The organism is uncultured Collinsella sp., assembly GCF_959026545.1.
GTDB lineage: Bacteria > Actinomycetota > Coriobacteriia > Coriobacteriales > Coriobacteriaceae > Collinsella.
The window spans coordinates 1-21,842 of record NZ_CAUFLV010000022.1 but is presented as its reverse complement, the minus strand read 5'-3'; the positions used below and the strand labels follow the sequence as shown (position 1 = coordinate 21,842).

Sequence of the window (21,842 nt, the reverse complement as noted above, 5' to 3'; positions counted from 1 at the left end):
TCGGAGCCTGGGACTTGCAGCGTAGGGAACGGTCCAACTTTTCCGCCGCAGCCCCTTCGGACCAGTTCTTAGTGAACATCAACACAGGTGGCTCGTTGCGACATGGCTGCGTTCCTTCGTCGCTTGGCGCGTGGTATGAACGTGAGCGACGCTGCAACGTGGAAGCCGTCGGCGAACGACTGGAAGCGCTTTAGCGACGTGACGCGCACCACGCCGCACGCCGAGGACGTCCTGTGGCTTGCCCATGCAGGAATTTCTGAGGGCTTCTTAGACGGCACTTTTGCTCCATACGCCAACGTTGCTCGTTGCGATATGGCCGCTTTCCTGAGGAGGCTCGCAGCGATGTGTCCCGCATCAGATGCTGCCACTTGGCAGCCTTCAGAGGCGGACTGGGACCTCCTTAATGACGTAAATCCGAGCGCGTATCATGCAGAGGACATTCTGTGGTTGAGGCATGCCGAGATCACTCAGGGGTATCTAGGAGATTTCTTTAGGCCGTTGTTCCAGGTCACACGTTGCGATATGGCTGCCTTCTTGGAGCGCTTGAGCGGGGAGATGGCATAGCTTGGCAGATTCTGCTTGAATCGCTTATATGGAAATGGGGCTCCGTTTAGTCGGAGTCCCATTTTGTCTTACATTGGATGTTGCTTAGTGCTTACCATGCGTGTATGCCTCGTATACGGAGATTTCCCATTGCTTGCGGTCGTTTTTTGCGATGGTGTCGAGAATGAGACCCGTGGCAAAGGAGAGCGCCCCCAGGAAAATAAAGCCGGTTGCGAGAAGTGCGCTAGGCAGGCGGGGAACCAGCCCCGTCTGGATGAATTCCGAAATGACGGGAAGGCCGATAATGAGGCCGATGATGCAAAGAACAAGCGAGACGAGGTTGAAAAATTTAAAGGGGCGATAGTTTTTGAAAAGTGAGCTGATGGTCAGCATGACCTTGATGCCGTCACTGATGGTGTTGAGCTTTGAGGTGCTGCCCTCGGGGCGATCTCTATAGACAATCGGCACATCGAGGATACGCCATCTACGATCGACCGCATGGATTGAGAGCTCTGTCTCGATCTGGAATCCCTCAGATTGGACGGGGAAGGTCTTGACAAACGTTCTGCTGAAAGCCCGATACCCAGTCATAACGTCTTCAAAGCCATATCCATAGATCCAGCGAATCATGGTTCGGACCAAATCGTTGCCAAATCCGTGAAACGCTCTCTTGTTCTCCTCGGCGTAAGTTCCATTTGAGAGCCTATCGCCAACGGTCATATCGGCTTCGCCGCGAAGAATTGGGTCACAGAGGGCCGAGGCGGCTTCTGCCGGATATGTGTCATCGCCATCGACCATTAAATAGCAATCTGCCTCAATATCACGGAACATCTGCCTTACGACATTGCCTTTGCCTTGGCGGGGCTCATGGCGAACTATCGCTCCGGCGTCTTTTGCAATCGAAGCAGTGCGATCTTTGGAGTTGTTGTCGTAAACGTAGATTTCGGCGCACGGGAGCTCGCGCCGAAAATCAGTGACGACCTTTTCGATGGTTACTTCTTCATTATAACAGGGTATCAAGACGGCTATACGAGCAGCATTGTTTTTACTCATAAAAGCATTTCTTCTGATCATTTTCCGTATAAGTCAATTTCCGTGTAAGCCACTTGATTAGTATATAACATCGGTAAACAGAGTACTAGTCTCCTTGAATCTGTTTAGTTTTCTAAGCTCGGCGCCGAAAGGGGGTAGCGTGAATGAGTCGCATGCCTCGATAGCTCTACCTCTATGTGCCATTGACCGTTTCTTGCCCGGTTGTTGTAATTTGCACTGGAGCGATATCGCGCATTGGGCTTGCGCGTTGCATGTTCTATTTTTGTTCGAGATTGCGAAGGTGGTCATCGCTTAGGTCGGCATCCGGTTGGATGTATATGACGGGGCATCTTAGTAATTAGGGGATGGGGAGAAAAATGAAACCTACCAAATCGGCATCGTTTTCTCAGCGGGAATTTCATGATAATCTATCGGCATATGGGTGTCGACAGAGCCTTCGATTATGGGTAGTGTCAGTAGTGTTTGCATTGTTGTACGCTGCTTCGCTTATCTTGGGTTGGAATCTGACTCGTTACGGTGCGTGCCAAACGGGGGCAGCTCGTACTTGGTTGGCCATCGGGTTGCTTGCTGCTGTTGTTTCCGTTATGAGCTAATTTTTGTTGCGGCTTATAAGTTTTCACCGTTTTCATTTGCTGCAGTCACGCTCTCATAAGGACATGCAGCATCCTGTTCTCGCAACCTGGCTTGTTCTTTGTCTTGCATGGTTGCCAGTCGTTATAGCACGCTGGCCTGGTGTTTTTTCTTTTGATGCAATGTGGCAAACGGCCTGGATACTCCCTGAATCTGCTGGCGTTCCCGAATATTGGGCTGAAATCAATGGATGGCATCCGCCTCTTCATTCGCTGTGGCTTGGCGGGTCGGTTGCGCTCGGCAAATCGCTTTTCCACTCCTATAGCGTCGGTTTGGCTTTGTATACTGTATCTCAGATGCTTATTTTTTCGTGGTGTGTGGCACGAGTAGTTGCTTACGCCTATGAGACCAAACATGTAGTTCTCTACGTCGTGTCTCTTGCTTTTGCCGCCCTTTTCTCGGGCTTTTCCGTCTATGTAACGATGACTACGAAGGATGTAGTCTTTTCCGGCATTCTTGCGTTGTCGTCTCTTTGGGTGTATCGCACGGTGCGAGAAGATCATCCGCCCCGTCTCTACTGGCTCTGGATGGTTCAGGGAAGCGTACTCTTCCTCTTTGCCATATTAATGCGCAACAATGCTCTTCACGCGTATCTAATTTTTGCAGTGATTGCGCTCATCGCTCATATGGCGCATCGATTTAATGCACGACTCGTCTTTGCCGCGCTTGTTCCTGCGATTGCAATCGCGCTTTTCATTACGGGTCCATTTTACCGTCTGCTCGGAATCGAGCCCGGCCCTTCTAAGGAGATGATGAGTGTTCCAGCGGTTCAGCTGTCAAGCGTAATGGTCGATCACGCTTCTGATCTTACTGAAGATGATCGTGCCTACATTGAATTGCTTATACCTGATTGGGCTAAGTACGATCATGATATTTTAGCCGATCAAACCAAACAGAGATTCAAAACGGACTTGGTGAAGGATGATCCGATACGTTTTATGCGCGTGTACCTCTCTCTCGCATTGCGTTATCCAGGTGATTTCTTCAATGCTTGGGCATTGCTTTCGGCAGGTTATTGGAGTCAATCGACCACATATTTTGATGAGTCCGCTGCAGTTACGTGGCCTCTTATGTGTCCATACGATGCTGTTCGTGCTGAGATAGAGCCATTTCTTTCCATCCCGTTCGAAATCCCAGTGCCTGAGCTCAGTAAAGCGCTTGACAGCTTTCTAATGTCTCATGTTGAGGCGAAAACACCCGTTGTAAATCTGCTCTATAAAGCGTCAACATGGTTCTGGATTGCTATAGCGTTTGTTTTCGTGTCTATTGCATTCCGTGTTCCGATGGGCCGCGTGATGCCGGTTGTTATCCTGCTCGGGTATTGCCTTACGCTGTTGTTGGGGCCGGGCTCGTTGTATCGCTATGCGAGTCCGCTATTCGTGAGCATCCCGCTTTTGCTTGTAATGTTCTGTGATGTGATAGCTGAGGCAAGACAGATGTATTGAAAATCGCTTCGTGCATAAGGACTGTTTGCTTGTTGGTATTTAAACTGCGTTAATTCCCATATGTCTCTCTGGGTCCGTTTTCGAAGGGCGGGCTCTGTACTCCACGTTAAAAATTGTCCAAACCTGGGGCGCATCGCTGACTATACCTTGTGTGCGCACGGTAGTGTCCCGAAAGTTGGTGTAGGGCTCGGTTCTCGAGGGCGGCCGCAGGCTGTCCGAGGAACCGGGAATCGCCTAGAATGCCGTCATTCTAGCGCATGCTACGCCGCCTTCCTGCCGGGAATCGGGTTGTCGGCCACCACGAGCGCGATGATCCTGGCCGCGTGCTCGGCCGCTGTGCCCTCGTAGGCGTGCGCGGGCTCGTTGACCTTGGCGCCCTCGACGGCCCTGCCGATCGAGTCGTCGCTGAACCGGCGGCGGCCCGCCCAGTCCTCGTCCATCTCCGAGAACACGGCGCCCATCATCCTGATGAGCGACTTCCTGCCGGGGAGGACCTGCACGACGCGGCTGCGGCGCTTGAGCTCGCGGTTGGCGCGCTCCTGACGCTTCTATTGGTGTCAAGAGGCGATTCCGGCTTCCAATGGGAAGCCGTCGTCTATCCATTGCCTGTAGCGCAGCGCCAGCTCCCGGAACTGATGGTGGCCGAGCTCCAGGTCGCAGAGTGTCGAAGCCGTGACGCCGAGAGCGATTGCCGCGTCTTTTTGAGAAACCCCAGATGCGATTCTTTCAGCCCGCATTTCAGGCCCCTTCCCCTCGATGGGTACATCGTAGGGATGCATGATAAGGCGGTACGCCTCACGCGCTATGTAGCGTTTGACGCATCTTCGTATCTCTCGATCGGAAAGCCCTTCGGCCCTGCGCCTCTCGACGTATTCGGCCGTCCTCGGGTCCGTCCTCATCCTGTGCATCGCGATGATATGAAGGGCCTTGTTGGCGTTCCTGTTGCCACCGCGATTCAGCCTGTGACGCTCCACCTTGCCGCTCGAGGCCCTTATCGGCGAAACGCCGCACAGAGCTGCGAACGACGCTTCGGAGCCCATCCTTTCCGGGTTATCCCCTGCGGCTATCGCGAGCATGGCGGCAGAAATCGGGCCGCAGCCGTACATGGACGCAAGCGCCGGGTTGCCCGCCTTCAGTGTCCTCTCGATGCGCTCCTCAAGCAGCCTTGCCGACCTCCTCGCCTCGGCCCAGACCCTCCCCAGTGCGGCGAGGGAGAACATCACGGCGTCGCAGATGGGATCGGCCTCGGCCTCGTCCCATCCTGCGAGCACGCCCATCATCTTTGCGGTCCCGAGCCTCTCGAGGCGCGCCCTGATCTCATCGGGCCCTTTCCTGACCGTTGCCAGGGCAAGGTTTGCCAGGGATGTGCACTGCTTGACGAGCTCCTCCCTTGCGACGGTCATGTTCCTCACCTCCTCAACCCATCCGTCCTGGGATTTGGGCACGGCGAGGTTCTCGCCGGAAAGAGCCTGCTTTGCCGCCCTCAGCGCGTCGGCCGCGTCGTCCTTGTCGCATCCGGGCCCGCGCCTCGGCCTTCCCGGGGTTATGACCTCGTAGCAGGCAATGCCGTATGCGGCCATCGCCCTCACGAGCCCTGCGCCATAGGTGCCCGTGCACTCCACGCCTGCGGCCACGGGGCTGCCCAGCCTGCGGATCTCGTCGCACAGCTTCCTGTAACCCTCGGGGTCGGTGGCGAACTCCCCCGAGAAGAGCTCCGACCCTCTCGCGTCAACCACGCTGAGCCAGTTGGTTGCGGCGTGCGTGTCGACCCCTGCCCACACGGCGTCTTCCGCAACGTTCCCATACTCCACCTTCATGCAAACCGCCTTCCTCGCCGAACGCGACCTCTCGGTGTATCATCTTCGCGCGATGGCGGGGCCGCGGACAGTGCACCGACGGGACGCAGGATGTGAGCGCGTTTCTGCCCCATGCTTCTATCAGGTCACGCAGGCTCCGCCTCGTGCGCGCAGGCAGCCGGGACAGGTCAGGAGAAAGACAGCCTGAACGTCAGATCGTTGTGGGGTCACCGGATGCCTAAGCGCATGCTATGTCCGGAATGACAGGCGTGTAACCCCGGGCAGGTTCGAATTATCGGTGACGTTGTTGGTGCGCAGCCCGACGTGGTGCTCGTAGGGGAAATCCAGGTAGGCCGGGGCGTCGGCCCCGGCCTCTTCCAGCACCTCGGCCGCCTTGGGGCAGAAGCCCTCTATCTGGGCGGTGGCGAGTTGGCAGGGCTCCCTCGCGAGCTCGGGGTCGCGCTCGGCGAACGCGGCCTTCAGGATGCCCAGCACGGCGCCCTTTCTCTGCCTGGTCGGCGCGTTGCCGGCGGCGTTGCGCATCAGATGCGCGATGCGGCGCTGCCACGCGGCGCCCGGGAAGACCTCCCGGATCGCGCGCTTGAGGCCCTCGTGGGCGTCGCTGGCGACGCAGATCGCGCCGTCGACCCCGCGTGCGCGCAGCGACCGCGGGAACGACCTCCAGCCGCCGTGGGACACGGTGTCGATGGCGTCGAGCCCCGGAAGGCGCCTGTACCCGCCCGAGCCGGCGCCGATGGCGGTCACCGGCGCGGTCGACCGCACGCGGCCCGCGTCCCCGCGCTTGGCGTAGGTCGCGTCGAGCCAGATGTAGGGGCGGGTGACGTCTGACAGGTCGCGTTCCTGCAGGTCGGCGACCGACTCGTCCAGCGACGAGCATATCCTCGACACCCGGCTGGCGCTCATGCGGTCTATGCCCATGGTCCGCGCCGCGCGCTTCGCCTTCCTGGTGGACACGCCGTTGGCCGCCATCTCGGACACCGCGGCGATGACCGCGCGGTCCACGCGCGAGTACCGCTCGATGAGGTCCTCGGGGAAGTAGCTGCCGGCGCGCGGCTTCGGGATCCTGAGGTTGATGGTGCCGACGCCTGTGGCGAGCTTGCGCTCGCGGTGGCCGTCGCGCCGGTTGCCGCCCTCGCACGCCTCGTCGGCCCGGGCGTCCATGATCTCGTCGACGGGCGACTCGGCCATCACCCTTATGAGCTCGGCCATGTTCACCATGCCGTCGTCGAATCTCGGCATCAGGGCGCCGTCGCCCGCGATCTCGTGTATCTTGTCCATGTGCGGTTATTGCCTTTCCGCGAATCCTAACTTCAGCAATTAAGATTCTAGGCGATAGCCGCTTCCTGCTTTCTACGGTCAGGGGAGCGGCCCCTTACACCAACATTTGGCACGCGATCTCAATTCTTATTGTAGGGTCGTCATGCGCAACTTTGTTGCGCAACATCTTTGTGTCGTGACGGGCCGTGCAGCGCGAGGGCGTGCGCATTGGCGCCCGTATGGGACTCGTGTATTGCTCTATACTTGTGCGGACTTTTATCAAGTGCGAAACACGGGGACCTTATGTCAAAGAAGCGCTATCTGTATTTCGACCTGCTGTCTGTTGTTGCCTGTCTGGCCGTCATCTTCCTGCACTGCAACGGCATCGTGCATTGGGGTCCACAGACTCCCCATTGGTCGCAGGCTCTGGCTGTTGAGGTTGGGTTTTATTGGGCAGTCCCGATCTTCTTTATGTGCACGGGTGCAAAAACCCTCGATTACCGAGATCGTAAAAGCACAAGGCAGTTTTTGACCTCGCGCCTCAAGGGCATCTTCTTCCCGTTCTTGGCATGGAGCATGATCATTTTCGTCGCAAAGATTAATGGCATGCTTGGCGCCGCCCCCGAAGGTTGGAGCCCGTCCCTTTCCAGCTTCGCCCAAGCCTTTATGGGCAGTCAGATTGACGGCACCTATTGGTTCTTCTTTGCGATGTTCGGCGTGACCATGTCCATTCCCGTCCTCTCGTATTTGCGTGGCCACAAGGATGCCATGTGGTATTTGGTCATCGTGTATTCGGTGCTGTACGGGACCATTGTTCCGCTTACTCGCATGCTCGGGATTCCGTGGAACGACTCGATTGCCATTCCCGTTGCCGGCGGATACGTGATGTACGTGATCCTTGGTTATCTGCTTGCAAAAGACGATGGCACCGTGGTCACCGCAAAGCGCCGAAAGATTCTGTACGTCGCGGGCATTGCAGGGTTGGCGGTTCGATATGGCTATACGTGGATTGCTTCCCAGCAGATGGGCGCGGTTAACACTACGCTGTTCGATTACAACTTCTTGACCGCCATTCTGCCCTCTGCTGCGCTGTTCGTGTTCTTTAAGAACGTCGATTGGGAACGCCTATCGCTCTTCAAGAACGCGAATGTCAAGAAGGCGGTTGCCTCTTTGTCTGGCTTGACGTTCGGCATTTACCTGCTGCACAACAGTGTGTTGTCGCTGTTTGTCTTGCTCTTCTCCTTGGACATGTCCTCCTATTTCGTCCGCCTTGTATTGCCTTTCATCATCTTCGCGGTTTGCTCGGCGATCTCTTTGCTTCTCAACAAGATCCCCGTTGTTCGGGGAATCGTTGGTGGCTGGCGCTAGGGTTTTCAGCTAAATTACCTCGTCCCTCAGATCTCACAACTGATATCTGACAGGATTTTTAGCTAATGCAGTGAATTCATCGGACTGTAAAACTACACGCATGAAGCCGATGTCGTTGCCTACGACCTGGCGTGCAGTGGCCGGAATTAAAGCGACCGACTATCTCCACCATCGAGGAGCAGCTTACGGGAGACGAAATTCCAGACCATAACAACTGCCGTTGAGAAAATTTTTACAATGCGGTAGTCGATAGATACAATCTCCGTGCCTATCCATATGAGACCATCGTTAATCAGCAGTCCGATTGCGGAGAGGAGCACGAACGTAATCGCTTCGCGCTGCTTGGAAATGCCCTTTTTATGCGAGAAGACATAATGCATGCTTGCGGCGTAGTTGAATGCGACGGACACAATGAACGATATGGTTGCTGAGACAACGGGGTTGAGGCCAGCGAGCTCCGTGAGGGCTATCATGAGGCTGTAGTCGATCGTGAAAGCGAGCATGCCCACAATTCCAAATTTCATGATTTGCTGTATAAGGTGTTGCATCACTGGGTCCTTAGTGGAGAGAGGGCGAATTGCGTTGATGTTCTGGATTGACGGTCTGGACAAGCCTCTTCGTGCACGATTGTCCCCCTGCTGCAGTTGTGTTTACAGTTTTCCGCGACAAAGTAAACGCGATAGTGAAAGGCGCCGTGTACAGGAATGGTAGCGTATAGCGGAAAGCTTCGAGATTGACGAAAACATCTGATACTGGTGAAATCCAGAGAAGCGGAAGTGACGTAAAAATGGGTAGAAGGCAAAGCAGGCGCTCCCTTGTGAGGCGCTTTGTACGAATACCCAGTATAATGCCGAACAGAGGAATTAGAGTTGTATAGACAGGAGGCGTACAGAGTAGACCGATTATCGGCGAGGTCATTGCAGAGTTGAGAGTCTTAACAGTGCGGCCTGCGAGCTCACGAATCCAAGACGGCCTGGTTATGTTCGGCGTGCCGTTTGAAGGCTGAATTGCCATATCGAAGTTGATTGCCGTTTGGTAACGCTGGCTTAAGTCGAACCAACCGGATTCTTGAGCAAGGACGGCTTTCAAGTTGTTATCGGGATGTCGAATCAATTGGTCAATAAAGACCTTTGCGTAGTCAGCAATCTTTTCTTTTGAGGGGTCTACGTCTACGCCTTTTCCATGATTGACAGGGTCTACGATGGCAGGATCGTAGCGCTTTGCGAGGGTATCATAGTTGAGGATGGCATCAATTGCCTTACGTTCTTTGGGCGTCACATCATCAGGGTAATCTCGAACAAATCGCGCTGTCTGTTGGTAGAAAAAGCCGAGCATCTCATTTTTAGAGCCTGGTGAGACATTAAGCAAAGGAAACGCCACGGCTGGGAAGATGACGCCTGCGGCAATTATCGCTGGCAAGAGCGAGATAAGGGCTGTTTTCCAAGCGTGTCGGTTGAGAAGAAGTATGCCTAGAAGGCAAAGTGCGGAAACGTACAAGCCTGTTCGCTTGGTGAGAATCATAAAGAAAGTGAGAATTATAAGAATTAGTATCTGAAGGGGGCGCGGCTTTGCACTTGTCATGACAAGTGCAAATTCGACAATGAAGTTTATGAATACGATGATGAAAATCGTGTCTTTTACCGGTGAAGCAGCCATATAGGGGAACATGGGAAGCAGTGCGAAGAAGGCTATTGTGACAAAGACGGCCTTTGTGCTCCATCTAAAGCGAACGGCAATAAAACAGACCATACGGCTCACGGTGAGAGCGAGCAGTGTGCTTTGCACCATAACTAGGAACATAAAACCCAAGTTAGCCGATCCCAGACTCATGCCCACTTGGACAAGCATGCCCATTATGAACGTATCGATGATGGGATGATGGTCGCTAAATGCGCTACCGGGTTTAATGCAGTAAGCTCCGTACTCGGGTGGGTTGCCGAAGTACTGACACAACTGCCCCGATGTATCTGAAAAGGTGATGCCAGGGTACAAGCACACTAGAATGGGTAGCCAGCATAGAAGGATAATGCTTGCATACAGGACAATATTCTTTAATGAGCCGGTCTGAAGATGGACATTCTCGTGCGTGGGGCGTGAGTCGATGAACCGCTCGATTGACGCGAAGCAGATGATGAGCAAGGAAAGGCAAGCGATGAACCTTCCTGCAAGCAATGGGACTGAATATGCAGTACCAATCGCCTCGGATGCCACACAGAGTATTGCAAGCGCAGTTAACGCTATTAGATATTTTGCATGGGCTCCAACCGTTTGTTTGATGTCATTCACTTGGAAATGCACTGACCGCTCCGGTATTGACTAAAGGATGAGATTTAATTCTTATTCGAGGAGTCTCTTTCCATAATGTTGTATACAGCAAGTTCCCATTGTTTCCGCTCATTTTTTTCGACAGTATCGAGAATGAGGCCAGTAGCGAGCGAAAGGCCCGAGAGGAATATGAAGCCGACTGCGAGCAAAGCCGTGGGAAGACGGGGGACAAGTCCAGTCCTGGCATACTCAATGACCACAGGGACACCGCAGCCAAGCCCGAACACTAGGAAAATCGCGGAAAATAAGCCAAAGCATGCCAGTGGTCGATAGTTCTTGAACAGGGTGCCGATCATAAGAATGACCTTAATGCCATCTCCAATGGTGTTAAGCTTTGACTTGCTGCCCTCGGGACGGTCTCGATAGATGATGGGAACATCGGCAATGCGCCAGCGGCGGTCAACTGCGTGAATCGAGAGCTCCGTCTCTATCTGAAATCCCGTTGAGAGCACTGGGAAGGTCTTAACGAACGGCTTCGAAAACGCACGATAGCCCGTCATGACATCGTGGAAAGTGTAGCCGTAAATCAGTTTAATCATGAAGCGAACGAGGTTGTTACCAAAACCGTGAAAGGCGCGCTTGTTCTCCTTGGCGTAGGTCCCATTGGAGAGACGGTCTCCCACAACCATGTCAGCTTTATGTTGCAGGATGGGGGCGCAGATCTCGGTTGCTTGCTCTGCGGGATAGGTGTCATCGCCATCTACCATAAGGTAGCAATCGGCATCGATGTCTCGAAACATTTGCCTACACACATTTCCCTTGCCCTGACGTGGTTCATGACGAACGATTGCTCCGGCATCTCGAGCTATTTCCGCCGTTTTGTCGCTCGAGTTGTTGTCATAGACATAGACAGAAGCGTCTGGAAGCGCGCGGCGAAAATCAGAGACAACCTTCCCTATGGTGACTTCCTCGTTGTAGCATGGAATCAAAACAGCTATTCGGGCATGGTGCGTGTTGTTCATGTAAAGCTCCGCGTTATTAATAAAACGGGTTTCTTGCATCTACTTGGCTGTGCTTTCTCTGCTAGAACTTGCGCTTCGCTTCCCTGCGCTGCTTCTCTTCCTGAAGGCGCTTGACCCTGATTTTGTGCACGCTGTAGAACATGATGGCTACATCGCGCCTGGTGATGAACTCTTCGGGAGCGTAGGTGCCATCAGAGTTGGCGTAGGAGACGCCCGAGGATGCGAGCCACCAGATCTCCTTCGCCCCTGGCGTGTTTTCGATCACATCGGGGTAGAGGGAGGCGAGCTCCGGCGTGGGCTCAAAGTCGGGCTCCTTGTCGAGCATGTAGAGCATCTTGGCCAGCTCGTAGCGCTTGACCTGCGCGTCGGGCTGGAACTCCGCCTGGGCAACAACATCGGCAATGCCGGAGTTGCCAAGCCATAGGATCGACTCCTGGTGCGGGGTCTTGTCGGTCACATCGGCAAAGCGCTTGCGATCGTCCTCGGAAGGGGAGTAGTCGACGGCGTCGGAGTAGCGGTACAGCATGGCTGCAACGTCGCAGCGAGCGACCTTGACGTCGGGACGGAACGTGTCGTCGGGGTAGCCCTTGGAGATCTTCTGGCGGGCGAGCCACCAGATCTCCTTTGCGTGCGGCGTGTCCTCGGTGATGTCGGTGAATGCGAACTGCTCACGATACGCCTGGCATACGTCCTCGACGGGACCGTCCATGCGCATGTCGCCCTTCTCTATCCAAATGGCGCGCTCGCAGATGCGCTCCACCTGGTCCATGGAGTGGCTCACGAGCAGCACCGTAACGTCTCCGGAATCAACGAAGTGCTTGATGCGCTTCTCGCACTTCTTCTGGAAGAAGACGTCGCCAACAGACAGGGTCTCGTCGACGATGAGCACATCAGGCTCGGTGATGGTTGCGATGGCGAAGGCGATACGTGCGGTCATGCCTGAGGAGTAGTTCTTGAGCGGCATGTCCATGAAGTCTTCGAGCTCGGCGAATTCGATGATCTCTTCCATCTTGCTGTCGAGGAACTCCTTGGTGTAGCCCAAAAGAGCACCGTTGAGGTAGATGTTCTCGCGTGCGGTGAGCTCGTAGTCAAAACCGGCACCAAGCTCGATGAGTGGGGCGATGTTGCCACGAACGACGCAGTTGCCGGAAGTCGGCTCGAGCACGCCGGCGATGACCTTCAGCATGGTTGATTTGCCGGAGCCGTTCGTGCCCACAAGGCCGACCGTCTCGCCGCGCTTGATCTTGAACGAGATGTTCTTGAGCGCCTTGAACTCCTCGAAGAAGAGCTCGTGCTTGGCGATCTTGATGAAATATTCTTTAAGGCTGTTGAGCTGTTCGGAGGCCATGTTGAACACCATGGTGACGTCATTGACCTCAATAGCGTAATCCTCGACGGTGGTGATGTCGGAAGGCATGGGATCTCCTAAATGAACAAGATGAATTTGTGCTCGGACTTATGGAAGACGAGGTAGCCAACAATCATGGCGAGGGCGGCCCAGAACACACAGCTAAAGAGGATGGCGGGGCTGGGGTTTGCTTGATAGAGGAAGATGTCGCGCATAAATGTGACGTACGCGTACATGGGATTGGCGTAGATGATGCCCTGCACCAAAGGAGACATGCCCTGGATCATCGAGATATCCCAGAACAACGGGGTCGCGTACGTCCATGCGGTGATCACGACGCTCCACAGGTGGATGACGTCACGGAAGAACACGGCGAGTGCGGACAGCGCGAGACCCACGCCCATGCAGAACAGCATGAGGAGGATAAGGACAACGGGAAGCCACAGGAGGTGCCACGTGGGGGCGATGCGGAACCAGAGCATGACGACGGCGACGGCGATCAGGGAGAACGCAAAGTTGACGAGGCCGAACAGGACCTTCTGAACGGGGAAGACGAAGCGATGGATCTTCACCTTTTTAAGAAGGGACGCGGAGCCGATGATCGACGTGAGCGAAGAGCTGGTCGCGTCGTTCATGAGGCCGAAGGTGATGTTGCCCAAGATGAGGTACAGCGGGTAGTTGACGATGTTCGCGCCGCGCAGCCCCACAAAGAAGGAGCTGAAGACCGCGGACATGACGATCATCATGAGCAGGGGGTTCAGCACGCTCCACAGCACGCCCAGGACGCTGCGGCGATACTTGAGCTTAAAATCCTTTCCTACGAGCTGCTTAAGGATGTACAAGTCCTTTTTCAAACCGTTTTCCGCATGGGAGGCAACGGCGTTCGCGTTGGTAGAAGCCACGGGTCAACCACCTTAATACTCAGTCATAGCCTGTCGTTTCGCAGTCACTTATACTAACATCAAGCGTATTGAGTCATAGAATCTGCGCGGCGACGCCGCCGATCCCATTGCTCTGAAGACTCCCCTGAACCCGAATGTGAGGTTGTATTTGCATGGGTGTTAAATCAAGCGTTCGGTCCGTGCTCCCCACCACGACCCGCAACTTTGAGCAAAAGGTCTTCGACGTTCACGACCAGATCTCATTCGTTCAGCGTGAGGCCCATGAGATGCATGGCGAGGCCATGGCCAAGATCGCCTGCGTTTCTGACGTTGCCAGTGCCGCCTTGAAAACGGCGAGGGACATTCAGGACCGCGTTTCCGCATTCGAGCATGACCGCAGCCAGCCCAGCTACTGCAACCTCGAGTACCTTTCGCTCAATCGCGAGTACACGGGCCGCCGCATTCTCCTTGCTGGTTGGTACGGTGCGAGTAATTGCGGCGACGAGCTTATGATGCGCACTATGCTCCAGCACTTAGAGAACAGGGGCGTCCGCGTTTCCGTCCTGCTTTGGGACGATTCCGATTACGACTTTAGCCGGCTTCCCGCACATGCCGATCAAATTCATTACCCGCGCTCCACGTGGGAGCTGCGCCAGCTCGCGGAGTATTTTGACGCACTGGTTTGGGGCGGCGGTGCGATCATCGATGAGCATCAGTTCACGCATGACCCTAAGAACATCAACACCGGCAACCTGCTGATCTGGTTAAGCGAGGAGATGCAGAAGCGAGGCAAAGACGTGTACGCCGTAGGCTTGAGCGCGAACGAGTCTCTTGCTCCGGGCACCGAGTTCGCCCAAAGGCTTGGCGGTGTGATCGAACGCTGTCGTCACGCCTCCTTGCGCGACGACTACTCGCTCAAGGCGCTTCGTGAGGCCGGGGTCGACGTGTCCAAGGTCGAGCTCTGCGAGGATATCGTTTTCGGCAATCGCAGCGTTGGAGGCCCCGCATCCACGGGGTTCTCGGAGGTACGCACGGTCGGTATCGTCCTGATGATGGGCGATGTCACCGCGGAGCATAATCATCGCGTCCTTCCTCGCATGATCGACGCAGCTCGCGAGCGGTTTGGCTCCTCGTGCCGCATCAAGCTCATCCCGTTCTACAATTTCTGGAAGTTCGACACGAACCTTCTCAAGGGGCTCTGCGACGAGCTCGGTATCTCCGAGGATGTTGAGATCGCCCCCTACACCGACGTGCTTGAGGATAGCGCTTTGCTGAGCTGCAACGCGGTGGTGGCGTATCGCTATCATGCCTGCCTCGTTGCTGCCGCCTCGGGCATCCCCACGCTGTTCATGTGCGTTGACGGGCACCCGCATTATCGCAACAAGATGCGGCACATCGCCGATTTGTTCGGCATGTCCGATTACCTGCTTATGGCGAGTACGTGTTTGGACGACGGCTCGTTTGACGCCGGCTTTGCCTCTCTCCTTGAGGGCGGGTGCGTGCCCGAGGTGCCTCAGGGACTCTTTGAAGCAACTTCCGCGTTCCTTGAGCGGATTTGCGATTCAGTTGCAGGACTGCGTCCTTAGGTATAATGAACCGGATTATCTGACTGAGGAGATTGGCCGATATGACACCTAAGGTTTCCATTGTTGTCCCCGTTTACAACGTTGCCGCGTTTCTTCCCGAGTGCCTCGATTCCATTTGCGCTCAGACGCTGAAGGATATCGAGATCATTGTCGTCAACGACGGCTCTACTGACAACTCCCTCGAGATCGCGCAGGCGTACGCCGCTCGCGATGAGCGCATCAAGGTGCTCACCAAGGAGAACAGTGGCTACGGTCACACTATGAACCTCGGTTTTGCCGAGGCCAAGGGCGCTTACATCGGAATCGTCGAGTCGGATGACTGCGCGCGCCCCGAGATGTTCGAGACGCTGTATAAGCTTGCTGTTAAGAACGAAGCCGACGTTGTTCGCTCGAACTATTGGAACATGTCTCAAAACGGCACGCAGTTCGATTTGGTCGACGTGCTCAACCTTTGCGATGCCCCGTACGAGTCCTCCTTCGATACGGTGAACCACCCCGATATCCTGCGTGGCAGCCCCGCAATCTGGACGGCCATCTACAAGGCCTCCTTCCTCAAGGAGAGCGACATCAAGTTCCTGGAGACCCCCGGCGCGTCGTTCCAGGACACCGGCTTTGCCCTCAAGGTCTTTACGTCCGCCAAGCGCATGGTCATCACACGCAAGGCGTTCCTCAACTACCGCGTCGACAACGCCGGTTCGTCGGTCAAGTCCGGCGCCAAGATGTACTGCGTCTGCGATGAGTACGCTTCGTTCGAGGAGCATCTCGCTCGCAACCCTGAGCGCGCCCGCGCGTTCCGCTACGTGATTCCCTCCAAGAAGTACGAGACGTACGTGTGGAATTACAACCGCCTCGACGCATCGCTCAAGCCCGAGTTCATGGATCGGATGTCCCGTGAGTTCGGCGATGCGCAAAGCGCCGGCAACCTCAAGCGCTCTGCCTTCCAGGACGTTGAGTGGGGTGAGCTAGAGGAGCTCATCAAGAACCCCGCCGCCTTTGCCGGCCGCATGCTGAGCGTGCAGTACCCGCCGCAGGATTTCAAGGAGCACCAGCGCACCCGTTGCGCGAACGGGGAGCTCTCGCGCCCGCGCATGTACGCCTCCTTTATCAAGCATCTGATTCAGTAGCCCGATTGAAAGACGAGTTATGAGTGTAGAGTGCACAGCCGATCGCGAGCCTTTGGTCTCTATTATCGTTCCGGTTTACAATTCCGAGCGCTATCTTCCCACGCTTCTTGATTCACTTTTGAGCCAGACGTACCACAATCTTGAGGTCATCTGTATCAACGACGGATCCAAAGACTCGAGTTTGCAGATCCTCAATGATCGTTCCAGCCAGGACGCTCGCGTGGTCGTGGTCGATAAGGAGAACTCCGGAGCCGCTGCGACTCGTAACGTCGGTTTGGACCGAGCGACGGGTGAGTTCCTCTGCTTCGTTGACTCCGACGACTACGTCATGCCAACGGCGATTGAGCGCCTTGTTGGCATTGCGGTTGAGCATTATGCCGATGCCGTCATCTTCGATATGGATAATTTCGACGATGCCACGGGGGAGACGTCTCCCACGAACGCTGTGGTCAAAGAGTTCGTTCCATCTCGAACTGTATTTCAGTTGAAGGATATTCCAAACTTCTATAAACGGATCGTCGGTTTTACCGTTAATAAACTATATAGATCTTCCTATCTGAAAGAGATGCATTTAAGGTTTCCTCAGCTTGGCGCGCATGAAGATATGCCCTTTACTTATGTGGCGTTGAGTGCTGCGCGAACGCTTTACTATCTGGATGAGACCCTTTACTACTATAGGCGTTCACGCGAGGGCAGCCTGAGTGATGGCACGAACGATGATTATCGTTTTATGGTCAATGCTTTAGAGTCTTTCCGCCTTGAGCTCGTTCATTATGATTTGTGGGATGCGTGCAAGCGTGATTTCATTAACTACGCGCTTCACATGTGCCACTGGAAATACACAGTTTTGTCACGTCGGTATCGCTGGGCGTTCGGTGGAGACTGTAGGCGGAATATTTTTAAGCAATTTGATATCACCGATTACGATCAATCTTACTTTTATGATTCCGATGACTATTCGTTTTTTATGCGCGCGGCTTATCCAAGCTTGAGCTATAGAATTGCAAGTTCCGGTATGTATTTTGTCCAAAAGGCAGTGCGTGCGTTTGAGTAGCAACTGACAATTGGCGTTTATTGGGTTAAGGGTGGGCGAGTTGTGAGCGATATGGTCGATAAAGTATGCCCTTTGGGTTCTCAGATGCTCGTCTCGGTCATTGTGCCGATTTACAACGCGGAGAAGTATCTCGATCAGTGCTTAAGCAGCATTAGGGAACAGGCATATAGCAAGCTTGAGATCATCTGCATCAATGACGGAAGCACCGACGACTCGCTTGCAATTGTTGCAAAGCACGCCGCCCTGGATGATCGCATTCGTATCATCGACAAGGAAAACGCTGGATACGGTGCCGGGTGCAACCGTGGCATGGACGAGGCTCACGGGGAGTGGCTCGCCATCGTGGAGCCCGACGACTGGATTGAACCGGGCATGTATGCCGACATGCTTTCTTTTGCCAGCACATACGACGAGGCGATCGATGTCATTAAGACCCCCTGGTGGAACATCAATGATTGGGATCGATCGGACTCTGAGCAAACGCGCACAAGGTGTCCGTTGACGGTGCGCATGGGGGCGTCTTTTGGTCCCTTCACCTTGTCGGAGCATCCAGTGCTAATAGAGCATCATCCTGCGATATGGTCAGCCATATATAGGATTGATTTCCTCCGCGAGCATCATATTCGCTTTCCTGAATACCCCGGGGCTGGCTGGGCGGACAACCCGTTTCTCATCGACACGTTATGTCAGGCCCAGTCGATCGTCTATTTAAATAAGGCCTACTACTGCTATCGAGCCGACCTGCCCGGCTCAACCCGCAACCATGCAACCAATGCGGCGATTCGCCTCCCGTTTGATCGTTGGCTCGACATGCTCGGCTGCATGCAGCGAATCGGCGTGCGCGACAGTGCGATTATCGAGTCCCACTATATCCGGGGATTCAGATATCTAGACGGCGCTATGTACGACGACGGCGCTGACAACCCGGACGTGCTGGAAGGCATGCGATCCATGTTCTCCACCATGGATAAAGACATAGTGCTATCGAGCGTTAAGATCTCTCCAAAGCACAAGCGCTTGTTCTGCGAGACGCTTGGGCTTGACGCTCGCGTCACGTCGTCATTGGCGCACACCGCATACGCCGCCCGTGAATTCTGGCTGTCGCTGCGCACGCTTGGCGCATGTGGCGTCGCCAAGCGCGCGCGGTTTAAGCTGACGGGCAGGCGTTAACGGGTCTGCCCGCCTCGCTTCTGCACCCTTGCCACGACAAGACATGCCGCCAGTGCGGCGATGCTCGCCGCGCACCCGACCGCAAAGCCGGGCGACTGAAAGCGCATCTCAATACGGTGAGAGCCCTCGGGAACCTGGATTTGCGACATTCCGCCGCCGAAGGCAGGGGAGAGCGCGACCTCCTTGCCGTCGATTATTGCGCTCCAGCCTTTGTCATACGGGATGGACAGCACAAGATCGGTCTGCTTTTCCGCGTTGTATACGCCCTCGACATGCCCGTCTTCAAACACGTCAGGGGTAAACTGTCGCGATTGCAGCCGCTCGATGCCCTCCTCAAACACGTCGATGTTCAGCGCATAGAACAGGCATTGGCTCTTGGGGGGAATCTGGGTCTCAGGAGAGCCCTGCACCATGCTGATTTCATGCTGGGTGCTCTCGTCGCCGGACTCCCCAAAGGCGCGAACGTTGTGCGAGAAGCGCGTCGCCTCGCTGCTGATCATCTCGTCGCCAACGATCAGGCCGACGCTTTGGGACCAGTCGGACTCAACGCCGGTTTGTGCGTAAGTGTACCCGATGGTGTGAGCGGGCAGCTCGACGGCCCAGGTGATGCTCGCATCCGATCTTGCCTGCTCGACACCCTGGAGCTGCGTGTACAGCGGTCTCTCAATTCCCGTCAGCTCCACGAACAAGGCGTTTTGACGCTCAAAGGGGTTGTCGCCCTGGAGCGTCGCCTCGCTGTCTGTACCATTCGCGCACGGATAGCCCAGCGAGAGCGCGTGGGGATTGTAATACAGGGGCGAGGTGACATTCGAATGGGGCAGCGTCGTCTCAGTCGATTCGACCGGTTTGCTCCACGTTCCTATATACCGCACGCCCAGCAGGCTGTCCATGACGAGGTTGGGGGCGGCGTAGACGCTCGAGAACTCCCCTTCGGAGCTGTAGCCCAGCGAGTTGAGAAACGCGACGGCCTGGGGGTTGTTCGCCGAGGAGTACGTCGACAGCTGGTTGAATCCGTGCGATATGCCCTCGTTGAACGCGGCGCCGGCCCGGTTATATGTCTTATCGACCCGGTAGAAGGCGTCCGCGTCGAGTTGCTTGAGCTCGCGTACCTGCGTGTCGACCTCGTTGACATACGTGTCATGCGTGTCTTGCGGGTAGTTGATGTAGAGCTGGTTCCAGCACACGTGGGCGTTGAAGCCGGGGTCCGCGAGGACGAGCACGAGCGCGCCAAGCGGTGCGAGCTTGCGCGCGATGGGGGCGGCGCATGCTGACCGCCCGCCCGCCTCGGTCCACGAGACGGTGCGGGTGTTCGAACCTTCGGCGCGGCAAGCGGCCCGTCTCATGAGAAGGAACGCCGCTGCCCAAATCTCCAAAAAGCTCAACAGGAAAGCGATGCGGCAGTAGAACCCGTTGGGCTGGCGGAAGCCGCACCAGACGTACATGAGCGGCCCGAGCACCGAGCTCACGACGAGGAACCCGGCGAACACGAACGTCAGCGCGCGAAGCCTCTTGTCGATGCGCTTCTCAAAGAGCATGGCGATCGCCAACACAAGGGGGATCAGGCCCGTATAAAACTGGGGTGCGTGGTCGATATTCCATGCAAAGGGAAAAAATCCCCTGATGAGGGCCGTCGGATACGTCTGGAACATGCCGACGGCGGTTTTTGCGCCGCCGCCCATCATGGCAAGTACGGTGGGGACGAACGTCCACGCGGAGAGGCCGAGCCCCAAAAGAATCGACGCGGTGAACCTCGACGCCCGCCCCGCGATCCACGAGCGCGCGGGGCGCACCTCATCGTCATATATCATGACGGCGAGCTCGAACAGCACGAACAGGCAGCAAAAGAGCAGCGTGATGTAGGCCATGTACCAGCAGGTGATGACATCGGCTGCCACGAGGAGCGAAAGCCCGATAAAGCGTCCCGTGCGAAGCAGCTGCCGGCAGCTCCATGCCATGAGCGGCAGCAGGATCAACGCGTCGAGCCACAGGGGGTTGCGGAGGTTGGTGGCGCTCCAGGTGGACCAGGTGTAGCACAGGGCGAGCGCGAGCGCCCAGGTGCGCTGCAGGGTGAAGCGGCGACGGAGATACCAGGCCATCGCGGTGTTCATGCACGCAAGCTTGAGGGCGACGATGACGTAAATCGCCAAGGTGAGGTGGGCTTCGTCGAACAGCAGGATTATCAGGTTGAATGGGCTCGCAAGGTAGTAGCTGTACAGTCCCCAGGTGTTGGATCCCATGCCCTGCGCGAAGGAGTAGAACACATTCGCCTCGCCGGTGAGCACATGGCGAAACCAGGTGAAGAAGTCGATGTACTGGTATTTGAGGTCCTCGGTGAGGAACGATTCCGGTCCGAAGGGATATACTCCGCCCCATATGGAGAGGACAACCAGGACCATAACGGGCAAAGCAAGGCAGGCTGCCCAAAAGAGAGCCGTTTTCAGCCGATTGCCGGAGGCTGGGTAATGTGAACCATTATTCATCAAGGTTGGACTCCCTCACGATGTAGAGCGGGCGGTTCTTAGTCTCAAGGTACGTCTTAGCAAGGTACTGACCCATAATTCCCAAGCACAGCAGCTGCACCCCTCCAATAAAGATGATGATTGAGGCAAGCGACGGCCATCCATCGACGGGGTCACCAAAGAGCAGGGCCCGAACGACAATGAAAATCAAGGCGAAGAACGCCACGATGCAAAAAAGCGTGCCCATGACCGAGGCGATGGATAGCGGCACGGTGGAGAATGCAACGATTCCATCGATGGAGTACAACAGGAGCGAGAAGAAGCTCCACTTGGTCTCGCCGGCGACGCGGTTGACGTTGACGTAGGGGAGCCAGACGGTCTTGAAGCCGACCCAACCGTAGATGCCCTTGGAGAAGCGGTTGTATTCCCGCATGGACAGGATGGCGTCGACCATCGGACGCTTCATGAGGCGAAAATCACGGGCTCCGTCCACGATGTCGGCTTTGGAGATCTTGTTGATGATGCGGTAGAACATACGCGCGAACCAGGAGCGAATCGGCGGTTCGCCCTCGCGCGTTGTGCGGCGCGTGGCGACGTTGTCGCAATCCTCATCCTGCAAGATCCGATACATTTCCGGTAACAGCGATGGGGGGTCTTGCATGTCGGCGTCCATCGTCGCTACTAGATTTCCTGTCGCGTGTTCCAGTCCTGCGTAGAGTGCAGCCTCTTTACCGAAGTTACGCGAAAATGACACCCATTTAATACAAGGCTCTGTCACAACACACAGTTGATTTAGAGCATCTTCCCTATTTTCTATTTA

Annotated in this window: 17 protein-coding genes and 2 pseudogenes; 7 read left to right on the top strand and 12 right to left on the bottom strand. The window is 55.7% G+C overall.

Annotated elements, in window-relative coordinates; translation table 11 throughout:
* Positions 1-102: 102 nt before the first annotated feature.
* Positions 103-564: an S-layer homology domain-containing protein gene (locus tag Q5Q88_RS08500; protein WP_302742959.1), complete on the top strand. Its 462-nt coding sequence runs from the start codon at positions 103-105 to the stop codon at positions 562-564.
* Between the two features lie 84 nt (positions 565-648).
* Here the strand turns inward: Q5Q88_RS08500 and Q5Q88_RS08495 are convergent, their stop codons facing one another.
* Positions 649-1,596: a glycosyltransferase family 2 protein gene (locus tag Q5Q88_RS08495; RefSeq protein WP_302742957.1), complete on the bottom strand. Its 948-nt coding sequence runs from the start codon at positions 1,594-1,596 to the stop codon at positions 649-651.
* A gap of 656 nt (positions 1,597-2,252) precedes the next feature.
* On the opposite strand from Q5Q88_RS08495, the gene Q5Q88_RS08490 reads away from it, so the two are divergent.
* On the top strand, positions 2,253-3,671 hold the full coding sequence (locus tag Q5Q88_RS08490) for a DUF6020 family protein (protein WP_302742955.1): 1,419 nt from the start codon (positions 2,253-2,255) through the stop codon (positions 3,669-3,671).
* A 260-nt stretch (positions 3,672-3,931) separates the two neighbouring features.
* On the opposite strand, the pseudogene Q5Q88_RS08485 reads toward Q5Q88_RS08490, so the two are convergent.
* The 3 genes and pseudogenes from Q5Q88_RS08485 to Q5Q88_RS08475 form a co-directional block, all read right to left on the bottom strand.
* Positions 3,932-4,201 (bottom strand): annotated as a pseudogene (locus Q5Q88_RS08485) (transposase); the annotation flags it as partial.
* A gap of 27 nt (positions 4,202-4,228) precedes the next feature.
* A complete protein-coding gene (locus Q5Q88_RS08480) occupies positions 4,229-5,488 on the bottom strand; it encodes an IS110 family transposase (RefSeq protein WP_302742953.1) in 1,260 nt (419 codons plus the stop codon).
* A gap of 228 nt (positions 5,489-5,716) precedes the next feature.
* Complete coding sequence (locus tag Q5Q88_RS08475) at positions 5,717-6,766, bottom strand: IS256 family transposase (protein ID WP_302742951.1); 1,050 nt, start codon at positions 6,764-6,766, stop codon at positions 5,717-5,719.
* Between the two features lie 282 nt (positions 6,767-7,048).
* Between Q5Q88_RS08475 and Q5Q88_RS08470 the strand changes: the two genes are divergently transcribed.
* Positions 7,049-8,113: an acyltransferase gene (locus Q5Q88_RS08470; RefSeq protein WP_302742949.1), complete on the top strand. Its 1,065-nt coding sequence runs from the start codon at positions 7,049-7,051 to the stop codon at positions 8,111-8,113.
* 146 nt (positions 8,114-8,259) lie between these two features.
* Here the strand turns inward: Q5Q88_RS08470 and Q5Q88_RS08465 are convergent, their stop codons facing one another.
* From Q5Q88_RS08465 to Q5Q88_RS08440, 6 genes and pseudogenes are all read right to left on the bottom strand, one after another.
* The gene (locus tag Q5Q88_RS08465; RefSeq protein ID WP_302742947.1) at positions 8,260-8,661 is read right to left on the bottom strand and encodes a GtrA family protein; all 402 of its coding nucleotides are present in this window, start codon (positions 8,659-8,661) and stop codon (positions 8,260-8,262) included.
* Positions 8,662-8,671: 10 nt separating this feature from the next.
* The gene (locus Q5Q88_RS08460; RefSeq protein ID WP_302742945.1) at positions 8,672-10,411 is read right to left on the bottom strand and encodes a DUF6020 family protein; all 1,740 of its coding nucleotides are present in this window, start codon (positions 10,409-10,411) and stop codon (positions 8,672-8,674) included.
* Between the two features lie 32 nt (positions 10,412-10,443).
* Positions 10,444-11,400, bottom strand: coding sequence for a glycosyltransferase family 2 protein (locus tag Q5Q88_RS08455; RefSeq protein ID WP_302742943.1), 957 nt, complete (start codon positions 11,398-11,400; stop codon positions 10,444-10,446).
* 61 nt (positions 11,401-11,461) lie between these two features.
* A complete protein-coding gene (locus tag Q5Q88_RS08450; RefSeq protein ID WP_302742963.1) occupies positions 11,462-12,049 on the bottom strand; it encodes an S-layer homology domain-containing protein in 588 nt (195 codons plus the stop codon).
* A 12-nt stretch (positions 12,050-12,061) separates the two neighbouring features.
* A pseudogene (locus Q5Q88_RS08445) lies at positions 12,062-12,817 on the bottom strand (ABC transporter ATP-binding protein); the annotation flags it as partial.
* Between the two features lie 8 nt (positions 12,818-12,825).
* A complete protein-coding gene (locus tag Q5Q88_RS08440) occupies positions 12,826-13,650 on the bottom strand; it encodes an ABC transporter permease (RefSeq protein ID WP_281656856.1) in 825 nt (274 codons plus the stop codon).
* 152 nt (positions 13,651-13,802) lie between these two features.
* On the opposite strand from Q5Q88_RS08440, the gene Q5Q88_RS08435 reads away from it, so the two are divergent.
* From Q5Q88_RS08435 to Q5Q88_RS08420, 4 genes are read left to right on the top strand one after another with little or no spacing between them, the layout of a single operon-like run.
* The gene (locus tag Q5Q88_RS08435; RefSeq protein WP_302742941.1) at positions 13,803-15,215 is read left to right on the top strand and encodes a polysaccharide pyruvyl transferase family protein; all 1,413 of its coding nucleotides are present in this window, start codon (positions 13,803-13,805) and stop codon (positions 15,213-15,215) included.
* A 41-nt stretch (positions 15,216-15,256) separates the two neighbouring features.
* Positions 15,257-16,339 (top strand): glycosyltransferase, encoded by a 1,083-nt coding sequence (locus Q5Q88_RS08430; RefSeq protein WP_302742939.1) that lies wholly within the window; start codon positions 15,257-15,259, stop codon positions 16,337-16,339.
* 19 nt (positions 16,340-16,358) lie between these two features.
* Positions 16,359-17,393 (top strand): glycosyltransferase, encoded by a 1,035-nt coding sequence (locus tag Q5Q88_RS08425; RefSeq protein ID WP_302742937.1) that lies wholly within the window; start codon positions 16,359-16,361, stop codon positions 17,391-17,393.
* Between the two features lie 51 nt (positions 17,394-17,444).
* The gene (locus tag Q5Q88_RS08420) at positions 17,445-18,563 is read left to right on the top strand and encodes a glycosyltransferase (protein ID WP_302742961.1); all 1,119 of its coding nucleotides are present in this window, start codon (positions 17,445-17,447) and stop codon (positions 18,561-18,563) included.
* Here Q5Q88_RS08420 and Q5Q88_RS08415 read toward each other — a convergent pair.
* On the bottom strand, positions 18,560-21,043 hold the full coding sequence (locus Q5Q88_RS08415; protein ID WP_302742935.1) for a YfhO family protein: 2,484 nt from the start codon (positions 21,041-21,043) through the stop codon (positions 18,560-18,562). The genes Q5Q88_RS08420 and Q5Q88_RS08415 overlap by 4 nt on opposite strands.
* Positions 21,036-21,809, bottom strand: a complete 774-nt coding sequence (locus Q5Q88_RS08410; RefSeq protein WP_368076136.1) for a glycosyltransferase family 2 protein — start codon at positions 21,807-21,809, stop codon at positions 21,036-21,038. Before Q5Q88_RS08410 ends, Q5Q88_RS08415 begins: the two co-directional genes overlap by 8 nt.
* Positions 21,810-21,842: the final 33 nt, after the last annotated feature.